Source organism: Acinetobacter sp. CIP 64.7, from assembly GCF_000369745.1.
GTDB classification, from domain to species: domain Bacteria; phylum Pseudomonadota; class Gammaproteobacteria; order Pseudomonadales; family Moraxellaceae; genus Acinetobacter; species Acinetobacter fasciculus.
In genome coordinates this window covers 210,916-223,503 of the sequence record NZ_KB850179.1, presented here as the reverse complement: position 1 = coordinate 223,503, position 12,588 = coordinate 210,916, and the positions used below count along the sequence as shown (strand labels likewise).

Sequence of the window (12,588 nt, the reverse complement as noted above, 5' to 3'; positions counted from 1 at the left end):
ATGAATCTACAAACTCCAAAAAAATTCAAGCTTTTGATTGATCAAGCACATGAAGTTGCCCTCAATGTTTTGCGCCCTATTTCACGTAAATATGACAAGGCTGAACACGCTTATCCGATAGAGCTAGACATGCTCGCTTCAGTCGTGGATGGCATGAACCAAGGTAGTGAAGGCATGAATGCAGGTGCAGCAGTCAATAAACGTGGCGATGCAGACAGCAGCAATAAAAATGGCATTAATATGTCTACCGCCCTGAGCATTATTGAAATGTGTTATGGCGATACTGGTTTATTACTTTCGATGCCACGTCAAGGATTAGGAAACTCAGCCATTGCAGCCGTTGCCAATAAGGAACAATTACAGCGTTTTCACGGGACTTGGGCAGCCATGGCGATTACCGAGTCAGGCTGTGGTTCAGACTCTGCGGCGATTCGTACCACTGCGACTAAAGACGGTGATGACTATATTCTGAATGGTGAGAAGATTTTTGTAACATCCGGAGATCGTGCTGATGCAGTGGTCGTTTGGGCCACTCTGGATAAAAAGCTGGGACGATCAGCCATTAAATCATTTGTGGTGACCAAAGGTACTCCAGGAATGAAGGTTGAACGACTGGAACATAAATTAGGGATTAAATCATCCGATACTGCCACGATTAGCTTTATCAACTGTCGAGTACCTGCAGCAAACCTGCTCGGTCATGCAGAAATCGATGTTGCTAAAGGCTTTGCTGGCGTGATGGAAACCTTTGATAATACTCGCCCGCTGGTCGCCGCCATGGCGATTGGTTGTGCGAAAGCCTCGCTGGAACGCATCAAGGAGATTTTTAAGGATCAGCTGGACTCCACTTATGCCACACCGTATTTACAAAGCTCTAATATCGCAGCACAAATCTATCATATGGAAGCTGAATGGGAAGCAGCACGCTTGCTGATGCTGAAAGCCGCCTGGATGGCCGATAATCGCAAACCCAATTCACGTGAAGCCTCTATTGCCAAAGCCAAGGCCGGTCGGATCGGTAATGAAATCACCTTAAAATGTGTCGAACTGGCAGCAGCCATTGGTTATAACGAAACTGAACTTTTGGAAAAATGGGCGCGTGATTCCAAGATTTTGGATATCTTTGAAGGCACCCAGCAAATTCAGCAACTCATTATTGCCCGTCGGGAGTTGGGAAAATCATCAAGCGAATTAAAATAGTGATTGCTCATCAAATAGTGAATTAAACTTATCTAAATTGAATAAACGATGGCTTTTTTAAGGATTTAAGGTTATAAAAATTCATCGTTTTTTCAAAATAAAATCAGTTCTATATGTACTCTATTCGTCCTATTCAGCCTGAAGATAATGCCCAAATTGCAAGCATTATTCGTCGTGTTTCCCAAGAGTTTGGGCTGGCAGCAGAATCTGGTTTCGCAGTAGGCGATTCTATTCTAGATAAACTGTATCAAGTTTATCAGCAACCGAAATCAGCTTACTGGGTTGTTGTGGATCAACAAAATAAAATTTACGGTGGTGGTGGAATTGCGCCATTAAAAGGTGATGCAACTATTTTAGAAATTCAGAAAATGTACTTTTTACCTGAAATTCGTCAGCAAGGTTTTGCCAAGAAAATTTTAGAATTATCCTGTGAATTTGCACAGACTCATCAGATTAATTCAGTCTATCTAGAAACAACTAAAGCGCTTTGGCAAGCGGTGAAACTCTATGAAAAATTAGGTTTTCAGCATCTTGATTATCCTGAAGGCAATACCGGACATAGTGATGCCTGTGAAATCTGGATGCTAAAAACCCTTTCAATTTAGAGATTTTTTAGTAGATAGATAAAATTTGTATAGTAATAAAGTGCTTTCATCAGCAGCAAGCTTGACTCTTGTATATAGGCTGCCTAACATCGAAATACGTTTATTCAGGCATGGAATCCACAGTTTGTTTTTTTCTTATTTATTCAATCCAATTAAATCTAAACGTTCACTATTTCATTCTCATTCTTTTAAATTTTCTTCTATTTTATTGAGCACTTTTCTTTTTGCGGGTTGCTCATCCTTGGGCGGAGGCTCGATAGAAAAACGCGCAGCTAAGCTGTCTAAAGGCATTCAAACTGCTTATTCCACCCCATCCAGTACAGCTAATCGTGTTTCACCTTTAATTGTTCAACATGCACAAAATCAGGGTGTAGATCCGCTTCTGGTGGCGGCTGTGATTCGTCAGGAATCTACTTATCGTAGCCAAGCAACTTCGCCAGCAGGTGCAGTAGGCTTGATGCAAGTGATTCCGAGATACTGGCAACAAACTTGCCCAGGTGATTTATACAATGAAAGCAGTAATATTCAATGTGGGACTTATATTCTTTCTAAATATAATCAATCATCCGGTGACTGGCAGAAAGCGCTTGCCTATTATAATGTAGGTCCATCGGGTTATGAAAATAATCGTAAAATGCGTAAACAAGGTAAACGTTATGCCAAACAAGTAAAACAGCATAAAAAAATGCTAAAAGACTCTCTCTAATGACTGAATAAAGAGAATCAATTTAATCATACTTAGGCTATTTTATTTAAACTTCTGATAAATGGTAATTATTAGATAGTGCTTGTTGAAATTGCTGCTATGAAAGCTTATTTGGGAAGTATTAATTACAGTTATAATGCGCGTGTTTGGCTAAAATGGTCTGCAATAAAAAAACCAGCGATTCGCTGGTTTTTTATTTGCTAAGATTTATAAGATCAGCCTGTGAACTCTTTTAGATTAAACACTCGAGGCTTAAAATCCCATAAGATCAACAGGAATCAGCAATACTTCTATGGACTTAGCTTAGGCAGCTCTAGCAGCCCAAATACTACTTATAAAAAGATGAATACCTATTAAATTCTTATGGAAATTAGATAAACAACAGTTATTTGACCAAATCCCACGCATAAAAAAATCCCCCTCTGCTAATGCGGAGGGGGATTTTGGAATAATGAGCTGGCGATGACTTACTCTCACATGGGTAACCCCACACTACCATCAGCGCAAAGAGGTTTCACTTCTGAGTTCGGGAAGGGATCAGGTGGTTCACTCTTGCTATGGTCGCCAGCACAACTGTTTATGACTATTTGCTTGGGTCTTATTGGCGTTGTTTTCACTTCGCTAGCCTAGCTTTCATCAAATGAGTTATTAACAGGTATATCTGAGTTGCAGTATTTTGTTCGTTCAGCGTAACTAAATCAAGTCACTTTGTTTAATATCGAATCAATCGAGCTTCATACAACAACTGTTTGGGTGTTGTATAGTCAAGCCTCACGAGCAATTAGTATTGGTCAGCTTCACATATCACTATGCTTCCACATCCAACCTATCAACGTCGTAGTCTTCAACGGCTCTTTAGGAGACATAAAGTCTCGGGGAAATCTTATCTTGAGGTAGGCTTCCCGCTTAGATGCTTTCAGCGGTTATCCCTTCCGAACATAGCTACCCGGCGATGCCACTGGCGTGACAACCGGTACACCAGAGGTTCGTCCACTCTGGTCCTCTCGTACTAGGAGCAGATCCTCTCAAATTTCCAACGCCCACGGTAGATAGGGACCGAACTGTCTCACGACGTTCTAAACCCAGCTCGCGTACCTCTTTAAATGGCGAACAGCCATACCCTTGGGACCTGCTTCAGCCCCAGGATGAGATGAGCCGACATCGAGGTGCCAAACACCGCCGTCGATATGAACTCTTGGGCGGTATCAGCCTGTTATCCCCAGAGTACCTTTTATCCGTTGAGCGATGGCCCTTCCATACAGAACCACCGGATCACTAAGACCTACTTTCGTACCTGCTCGACTTGTGGGTCTCGCAGTTAAGCGCGCTTTTGCCTTTATACTCTACGCGTGATTTCCGACCACGCTGAGCGCACCTTCGTACTCCTCCGTTACTCTTTAGGAGGAGACCGCCCCAGTCAAACTACCCACCAGACATGGTCCTCGTCCCGGATAACGGGACAGAGTTAGAACCTCAATATTACCAGGGTGGTATTTCAAGGACGGCTCCATCGCAACTAGCGTCGCGACTTCAAAGCCTCCCACCTATCCTACACAAGTAAGATCAAAGTTCAATGTCAAGCTGCAGTAAAGGTTCACGGGGTCTTTCCGTCTAGCCGCGGGTACACCGCATCTTCACGGCGAATTCGATTTCACTGAGTCTCTGCTGGAGACAGCGCCCCCATCATTATGCCATTCGTGCAGGTCGGAACTTACCCGACAAGGAATTTCGCTACCTTAGGACCGTTATAGTTACGGCCGCCGTTTACTGGGGCTTCGATCAAGAGCTTCGCTTACGCTAACCCCATCAATTAACCTTCCAGCACCGGGCAGGCATCACACCCTATACGTCCACTTTCGTGTTTGCAGAGTGCTATGTTTTTAATAAACAGTTGCAGGGGCCTGGTTTCTGAGGCTGTCGCCCGCTCAAGGAGCAAGTCCTATCACCGACAACAGCGTACCTTCTCCCGAAGTTACGGTACCATTTTGCCTAGTTCCTTCAGCAGAGTTCTCTCAAGCGCTTTGGTCTACTCGACCTGACCACCTGTGTCGGTTTCGGGTACGATTCCTGTGTAACTGAAGCTTAGAGACTTTTCCTGGAAGCATGGTATCAGCCACTTCACTGTACAAGTACAGCTTGCTATCAGTTCTCAGCATAGAGCACCCCGGATTTGCCTAAGATGCATGCCTACAACCTTCCACCTGGACAACCAACGCCAGGCTGACTTAACCTTCTCCGTCCTCTCATCGCATTACACAGAAGTATTGGAATATTAACCAATTTCCCATCGACTACGCCTCTCGGCCTCGCCTTAGGGGTCGACTCACCCAGCCCCGATTAACGTTGGACTGGAACCCTTGGTCTTTCAGCGAGCGAGTTTTTCACTCGCATTGTCGTTACTCACGTCAGCATTCGCACTTCTGATACCTCCAGCAGACTTCTCAATCCACCTTCATCGGCTTACAGAACGCTCCCCTACCACGCATAATAAATTATGCATCCGCAGCTTCGGCATATAGTTTTAGCCCCGTTACATCTTCCGCGCAGGCCGACTCGACTAGTGAGCTATTACGCTTTCTTTAAAGGGTGGCTGCTTCTAAGCCAACCTCCTAGCTGTCTATGCCTTCCCACATCGTTTCCCACTTAACTATAATTTTGGGGCCTTAGCTGGCGGTCTGGATTGTTTTCCTCTTGACTACGGACGTTAGCACCCGCAGTCTGTCTCCCGGATAGTACTCATTGGTATTCGGAGTTTGCATCGGTTTGGTAAGTCGGGATGACCCCCTAGCCGAAACAGTGCTCTACCCCCAATGGTATTCGTCCGAGGCGCTACCTAAATAGCTTTCGGGGAGAACCAGCTATCACCAAGTTTGATTAGCCTTTCACCCCTATCCACAAGTCATCCCCTGGCTTTTCAACGACAGTGGGTTCGGTCCTCCAGTTAGTGTTACCCAACCTTCAACCTGCTCATGGATAGATCACCTGGTTTCGGGTCTATACCCAGCAACTAAACGCCCTATTAAGACTCGGTTTCCCTACGGCTCCCCTATGCGGTTAACCTCGCTACTGAATATAAGTCGCTGACCCATTATACAAAAGGTACGCAGTCACCGGACTAAGCCGGCTCCCACTGCTTGTATGCATGCGGTTTCAGGATCTATTTCACTCCCCTCACAGGGGTTCTTTTCGCCTTTCCCTCACGGTACTGGTTCACTATCGGTCAGTCAGGAGTATTTAGCCTTGGAGGATGGTCCCCCCATATTCAGACAAGGTTTCACGTGCCTCGCCCTACTCGACATCATCATATAAGCCCTTTCGTGTACAGGACTATCACCGTCTACGGTCGCACTTCCCAGAGCGTTCCACTAGAACTTATATGACTTAATGGGCTCTTCCCCTTTCGCTCGCCGCTACTGAGGGAATCTCAATTGATTTCTTTTCCTAAGGGTACTGAGATGTTTCACTTCCCCTCGTTCGCCTTGCAACACTATGTATTCATATTGCAATACCTACCTTATGGTAAGTGGGTTTCCCCATTCAGACATCTCCGGATCACAGGATATTTGCCGCCTCCCCGGAGCTTTTCGCAGGCTATCACGTCTTTCTTCGCCTCTGACTGCCAAGGCATCCACCACATGCACTTAATTACTTGACTATACAACCCCAAACAGTCGTTTATCCTTACAAGTAGGATAAGCAACAGATTGTGATGATCTCTCATCACGCTCATACAGTTGGCGTTTGTGCACTTAAGCACCGTACAGCTTCAATTAGATTCATATACCAAAACGCTTGATTCAGTTAATTTCGCTAGAACTCATTTCCTTAATCTTCACATCACAGTAATAAATCACTGTTAGTGTTGATCTTAAAAACGAGTTTGAACAAATTATTTCAACTCAAATATATTCTGTTAATGATTTTTCCAGCCTTCGTCAGGTCAGGAAACTGTGATAAATCACAGAGATTATCAAGTGCGCGTATCATAACGCTTGTACTTGCTAATCTCTAGGATCTAATCACTTGATCGCTTAGGAACTAAACAACTTCATCACTGTATGCTTACATACTGCGCGAAGCGTAGCTTCTTGCTTAAATTTCAAGGAAAAGCATGCTTTTCTTGTCTTGAAATTTGGTGGAGACTAGGAGAGTCGAACTCCTGACCTCCTGCGTGCAAAGCAGGCGCTCTACCAACTAAGCTAAGTCCCCAGCTTATCAATAAGTCAATGTTTCTGATTTTCCGTACTTCGTCAGTAGTGGTGGGTCTGACAAGACTTGAACTTGTGACCCCACGCTTATCAAGCGTGTGCTCTAACCAACTGAGCTACAGACCCTCAGATACATCGTATGAAGAACAACTTGTTGTGGATTCTTACCAATCGTCAATCTTTCGTTAAGGAGGTGATCCAGCCGCAGGTTCCCCTACGGCTACCTTGTTACGACTTCACCCCAGTCATCTGCCACACCGTGGTAAGCGTCCTCCTTGCGGTTAGACTACCTACTTCTGGTGCAACAAACTCCCATGGTGTGACGGGCGGTGTGTACAAGGCCCGGGAACGTATTCACCGCGGCATTCTGATCCGCGATTACTAGCGATTCCGACTTCATGGAGTCGAGTTGCAGACTCCAATCCGGACTACGATCGGCTTTTTGAGATTAGCATCCTCTCGCGAGGTAGCAACCCTTTGTACCGACCATTGTAGCACGTGTGTAGCCCTGGTCGTAAGGGCCATGATGACTTGACGTCGTCCCCGCCTTCCTCCAGTTTGTCACTGGCAGTATCCTTAAAGTTCCCGGCTTAACCCGCTGGCAAATAAGGAAAAGGGTTGCGCTCGTTGCGGGACTTAACCCAACATCTCACGACACGAGCTGACGACAGCCATGCAGCACCTGTATGTAAGTTCCCGAAGGCACCAATCCATCTCTGGAAAGTTCTTACTATGTCAAGACCAGGTAAGGTTCTTCGCGTTGCATCGAATTAAACCACATGCTCCACCGCTTGTGCGGGCCCCCGTCAATTCATTTGAGTTTTAGTCTTGCGACCGTACTCCCCAGGCGGTCTACTTATCGCGTTAGCTGCGCCACTAAAGCCTCAAAGGCCCCAACGGCTAGTAGACATCGTTTACGGCATGGACTACCAGGGTATCTAATCCTGTTTGCTCCCCATGCTTTCGCACCTCAGTGTCAGTATTAGGCCAGATGGCTGCCTTCGCCATCGGTATTCCTCCAGATCTCTACGCATTTCACCGCTACACCTGGAATTCTACCATCCTCTCCCATACTCTAGCCAACCAGTATCGAATGCAATTCCCAAGTTAAGCTCGGGGATTTCACATTTGACTTAATTGGCCACCTACGCGCGCTTTACGCCCAGTAAATCCGATTAACGCTTGCACCCTCTGTATTACCGCGGCTGCTGGCACAGAGTTAGCCGGTGCTTATTCTGCGAGTAACGTCCACTATCCAAGAGTATTAATCTCGGTAGCCTCCTCCTCGCTTAAAGTGCTTTACAACCAAAAGGCCTTCTTCACACACGCGGCATGGCTGGATCAGGGTTCCCCCCATTGTCCAATATTCCCCACTGCTGCCTCCCGTAGGAGTCTGGGCCGTGTCTCAGTCCCAGTGTGGCGGATCATCCTCTCAGACCCGCTACAGATCGTCGCCTTGGTAGGCCTTTACCCCACCAACTAGCTAATCCGACTTAGGCTCATCTATTAGCGCAAGGCCCGAAGGTCCCCTGCTTTCTCCCGTAGGACGTATGCGGTATTAGCATCCCTTTCGAGATGTTGTCCCCCACTAATAGGCAGATTCCTAAGCATTACTCACCCGTCCGCCGCTAGGTTAAGTAGCAAGCTACCTTTCCCCGCTCGACTTGCATGTGTTAAGCCTGCCGCCAGCGTTCAATCTGAGCCATGATCAAACTCTTCAGTTTAATACTATGTAGTGCCTTAAAGGGCACCAATCTTGGCTCATCAATTTTCTGACAAATATTTCTCAAATAAACTTCGAGTAATTTCTACCATCAATCAATGAAAATAATTTCGATCGATCAACCAGTAAAAATCCACACAAGTTGTTCTTCATAATCTCTTAATGATCTTCTTAAAACCTCGTCAGTTTTAAGCTCCAACCCAATTACTTAACGTTTCGTTTCATGCATTGCGTTGGTGTGCTGCGTATTCTATACAGTTTCAAAACGAGCGCAAGGGCTTTTCTTAAAAAAATTCAAAAAAACCAATCATGCGTTTATTTTTTAATCTGAAAGGCTATTTTTAACACTTTTTTTGCGCTTTTCTAGCTAATTCCACATGAAAATTTTAAGCAAATGTTAATTTTCTAGCCCTCATCTCATAAAAAAAAGATCACCTTAATGGTGATCTTTTTGATTCTTCATCAAAATATTTTAATTTGCCTGCTCAGCGAGCCAAGTCATAAATTTTTGACGCTCAGCTTTAGAAGCCTTCTGCCATAATTGAATCAGCTGCTGATCATTCTGTTCTGCTGACTGAGTATATATAGCTGCCGGTTGATTAACTGCTGTCGCAGCTTGAGTTGTCATATCCACTTTTTTAGTCAACACACGATTTCCAAACCATGGTTTCGCTGCATCTTTACCGCCCGTCTGCTGGACTAAGAGCTGATTTTTTGCATCATATAGACCAATAATGGGCTGATCTTTATATTTTTGCGCTGCATCAAAATCTTTAGGCGCCTGAATGAGTGCTAAACGATAAGTTTCGCCATCTTTAAGGCTTGGTGTTTTTACCGTAACCACACCTGACTTTAAAATGTCATGTGAATTGTCTGAATGCTGGAAAAATTCGTTATAACGTACGCTGATCGCATTTACACCTGCATCCAAGCTATAAGTCTGATTAGAACGTAATAGACCTGAATTCACTTCCTGATCATTTACGGCAACAATTTTTATTTCTTCAGGTACTGTGACGGTTACTGCCGAAAAAACTGGTGTGCTAAACAGAAACACTGCTGCAGTTGCCGCAATACGTAAATCCATATCCTTTACTCATTTTTGGTTGTTTATTAAAAATTAGCCGCACTATGCCGCGTCTAAATGACAATCTTATGACAAAGGCTGGAGCGATACAGCCTGTGTTCTTAGCATTTATTTGGCTAGACATATCACATCATATCTAAATACAATTCTAAGACATAAAAAAAGAAGCACCAACATGCTTCTTTTTAATCTAAAACTATTTATGCAAAGGTCTTAAAGCGCTCTGCATCATCCATAAAGGTTTTTTCACCTGCAGGTGCTTCAATTGACCCAAATACCAGTTGAGCACGAAGTTTCCAGTGAGATGGAATCTCGAAAGTTTGTGCGACTTCCTCATCAATAATTGGATTATAGTGCTGTAATGAAGCACCAATATTTTTTTCTGCCAAAGCGGTCCAGGTTGCAAACTGTGCAATAGCGGAAGAATGCTCAGACCAGACCGGGAAGTTATCGGCATAGAGTGCAAACTGCTCCTGCATCGACTTCACTACGTTCTGATCTTCATAAAACAGAGCGGTTCCATAACCTGCTGCAAAAGCATTGATCTTGCTATTGGTTGATTCAAATGCATCTGCTGAAACAAGGTCACGTAAAGTTTCACGTACAATATGCCAGAAGGTATCATGTGATTGACCAAATAAAATCACCACACGCGAGGTTTGCGAGTTAAAAGATGACGGACTGTGCTTCACCGCATCTTTAATGATTTTCTCAATTTCTGCTTGATCCAGATCTACATTTTTTCCAATTGAATAAATGCTACGGCGTTGTTTAATCTGATCTAAAAATGCCATGAACCCACCTCTGTATATTTTGATTATTAATAAATCGATAAAGCCATACTACGTGCTTTAAGCACCCAAGACAGGTGCATTTCGATAACAATGTGTTTTATTTATAGAACAATCAGATTTAGATCTGGGTAGCGTATTTGTATCTGATTTTATCCGCAGCTTCCATGCTGTCACATATAAAGTTCTCTATAAACTTTTAATTAAATACTTTGAAACGATGCTGATCCGGTTTTTGTAATTTTTCTGCTACTGTTTGTTCAATTGACCCAAAGCAAAGTTGTGCGCGTAATAACCAGTTCTTTTCAATCTGAAAATGCTCTGCGACCCTTTCATCAATCAGTGGATTATAATGTTGCAAGGATGCTCCCAAACCAGAATCTGCCAGCGTCGTCCATACGGCAAATTGTGCCATACCGGAAGTTTGTTCCGACCATGCTGGAAAATCCTCACTATTTAATGGCATTTTCTTTTGCAATTGTTGAATCACGGCTTGATCTTCATAAAATAAGACCATGCCATAGGCAGCAGCACATTGATTCAACTTGATTTCAATTCCTTCATAAATATGTGCCGGCATATGCTGACGCTGTACCTGTTTCACAATTTCCCAGAATTGATGATGAGAATCTGCAAATAACACCACAATGCGCGTAGTTTGAGAATCATAAGCCGAAGGGCAACTGCGCACTGCTTCCTGAATGATTTCGCCAAGATAAGTCTGACTATAATGTACCCGCTTACCGAGTTGATCGATACTACGGCGCTTTTTCAATTGATCGACAAAAGTCAGTTCTAAATCACCATTCAGTTTATTTTTTCTTGAAAATTTAAAATCCTTGGTTATATCGCTTGTTAATACCTGACCAATCTTATTTAGCAATGCCATTTTCTACCCCACAAAAAACAAGCCAAATCAGCTTAGAAAATCCCCTACAATTATAAGGCCTTTATCAAGATGGGCAGATTTAGTGGTGGTTTTACTGTCGGTTTTTACAACACTCAAACCAGCCAAAAACAACAAACTCCGCACTTGGCGGAGTTTATGTGAAGCATTGCACATTATTTATTTTTCAGTTTCAAATAATGCAGCAACAAAAGATTTGGCAGAGAATGGACGCAGGTCATCAATTTTTTCACCCACACCAATAAAGCGAATCGGTACATGAGTACGACTGGCGATATTAAACAGTACCCCACCTTTGGCAGTACCATCTAGTTTGGTAATGGTTAGACCCGTCAAGCCCACCGCTTCATCAAACATCTCGACCTGATTAATGGCATTCTGGCCAGTACCGGCATCGACCACCAACATGACTTCATGCGGTGCAGTGGCATCAATTTTCTGCATCACACGTTTTACTTTGGTCAATTCCTGCATCAAATGACCTTTGTTATGCAAACGACCCGCTGTGTCTGCAATTAATACATCTACACCTTTGGCACGCGCACTTTCAAAAGCATCGAAAATTACTGAAGCCGAGTCAGCACCATGACCCTGAGCAACAACCGCAATATTATTACGCTCACCCCAGATCTGTAGCTGTTCAGTTGCAGCCGCACGGAAAGTATCGCCTGCTGCCAGCATGACGGTCTTGCCTTCACCTTGCAGACGTTTTGCCAACTTGCCAATAGTAGTAGTTTTCCCAACACCATTTACACCAACCACCAGAATCACATAAGGCGATTTATTCGGATCAATGTGTAGCGGTTTTACCCGTGGTGCCAATAAAGCCACCAGCTCTTCCTGAAGCGCTTTATACAGTGAATGCGAGTAGATCAAATCACCACGTGCTGTACGTTCAGTCAGGTTAGCGATAATGGTCTTGGTTGCTTCCACGCCAATATCTGCTACCAGAAGCTGTTCTTCAACTTCTTCTAATAATTCATCATCAATTTCTTTACCGCCGATCAGGATATTTACCATCCCATCGGCAAGGTTTTTACGGGTTTTGGTTAAACCCACTTTCATACGGCTAAAGAAGCCACCTTTCGCCGCAGAATCTTCATTTTCAGTTTCTGTTTCGATAGGTGCAGAAACCACAACGGTTTCGCTTGGCGTTTCTACGATAGGCACATTAACCGCAGGTAAGCTCGGTAATGTGACATCATCATCTCCGATATCAGCATCAATCAAAAATTTGTTTTGCCCATTAGATTGCTGTTGCATGCCGAATCCTTGAAAAGCATTGCGTTAAAAACCCAGATTCTACCATAACTTGCCAGCTTTGCAGCTAGCAATGCAAATGCTGGACAAACATACCAAAA

At 44.0% G+C, this 12,588-nt stretch carries 7 protein-coding genes, 2 tRNA genes and 3 rRNA genes; 3 read left to right on the top strand and 9 right to left on the bottom strand.

All coding sequences use genetic code 11. The annotated features are described in order from the left end of the window. The 3 genes from F890_RS07480 to F890_RS07470 all read left to right on the top strand — a co-directional run bounded on the left by F890_RS07480 (position 1) and on the right by F890_RS07470 (position 2,511). Positions 1 to 1,200, top strand: coding sequence for an acyl-CoA dehydrogenase family protein (locus F890_RS07480; RefSeq protein ID WP_005266252.1), 1,200 nt, complete (start codon positions 1 to 3; stop codon positions 1,198 to 1,200). A 113-nt stretch (positions 1,201 to 1,313) separates the two neighbouring features. Beyond that, complete coding sequence (locus F890_RS07475; protein ID WP_005266251.1) at positions 1,314 to 1,805, top strand: GNAT family N-acetyltransferase; 492 nt, start codon at positions 1,314 to 1,316, stop codon at positions 1,803 to 1,805. A gap of 124 nt (positions 1,806 to 1,929) precedes the next feature. After that, entirely contained in the window at positions 1,930 to 2,511 is a 582-nt protein-coding gene (locus F890_RS07470; protein ID WP_005266250.1) for a lytic transglycosylase domain-containing protein, read from the top strand. 454 nt (positions 2,512 to 2,965) lie between these two features. Here the strand turns inward: F890_RS07470 and rrf are convergent. The 9 genes from rrf to ftsY all read right to left on the bottom strand — a co-directional run bounded on the left by rrf (position 2,966) and on the right by ftsY (position 12,490). Beyond that, positions 2,966 to 3,080 (bottom strand): 5S ribosomal RNA (gene rrf / locus F890_RS07465). A 191-nt stretch (positions 3,081 to 3,271) separates the two neighbouring features. Further along, a 23S ribosomal RNA gene (locus F890_RS07460) occupies positions 3,272 to 6,166 on the bottom strand. A 478-nt stretch (positions 6,167 to 6,644) separates the two neighbouring features. Beyond that, positions 6,645 to 6,720: transfer RNA gene (locus F890_RS07455), tRNA-Ala, on the bottom strand. Between the two features lie 48 nt (positions 6,721 to 6,768). Beyond that, positions 6,769 to 6,845 (bottom strand) — tRNA-Ile (locus F890_RS07450). Positions 6,846 to 6,905: 60 nt separating this feature from the next. Further along, a 16S ribosomal RNA gene (locus F890_RS07445) occupies positions 6,906 to 8,443 on the bottom strand. The 16S, 23S and 5S rRNA genes sit together here with 2 tRNA genes alongside, the layout of an rRNA operon. Before the next feature lie 471 nt (positions 8,444 to 8,914). Beyond that, a complete protein-coding gene (locus F890_RS07440; RefSeq protein ID WP_005266249.1) occupies positions 8,915 to 9,529 on the bottom strand; it encodes a DUF2057 family protein in 615 nt (204 codons plus the stop codon). A 200-nt stretch (positions 9,530 to 9,729) separates the two neighbouring features. After that, a complete protein-coding gene (locus tag F890_RS07435; protein WP_004731228.1) occupies positions 9,730 to 10,323 on the bottom strand; it encodes a nitroreductase family protein in 594 nt (197 codons plus the stop codon). 196 nt (positions 10,324 to 10,519) lie between these two features. Then, positions 10,520 to 11,209, bottom strand: a complete 690-nt coding sequence (locus tag F890_RS07430) for a nitroreductase family protein (protein WP_005266248.1) — start codon at positions 11,207 to 11,209, stop codon at positions 10,520 to 10,522. A 177-nt stretch (positions 11,210 to 11,386) separates the two neighbouring features. Further along, positions 11,387 to 12,490 carry a signal recognition particle-docking protein FtsY gene (ftsY, locus tag F890_RS07425; RefSeq protein WP_005266247.1) on the bottom strand — a complete coding sequence of 368 codons (1,104 nt, stop codon included), beginning with the start codon at positions 12,488 to 12,490 and terminating at the stop codon, positions 11,387 to 11,389. Positions 12,491 to 12,588: the final 98 nt, after the last annotated feature.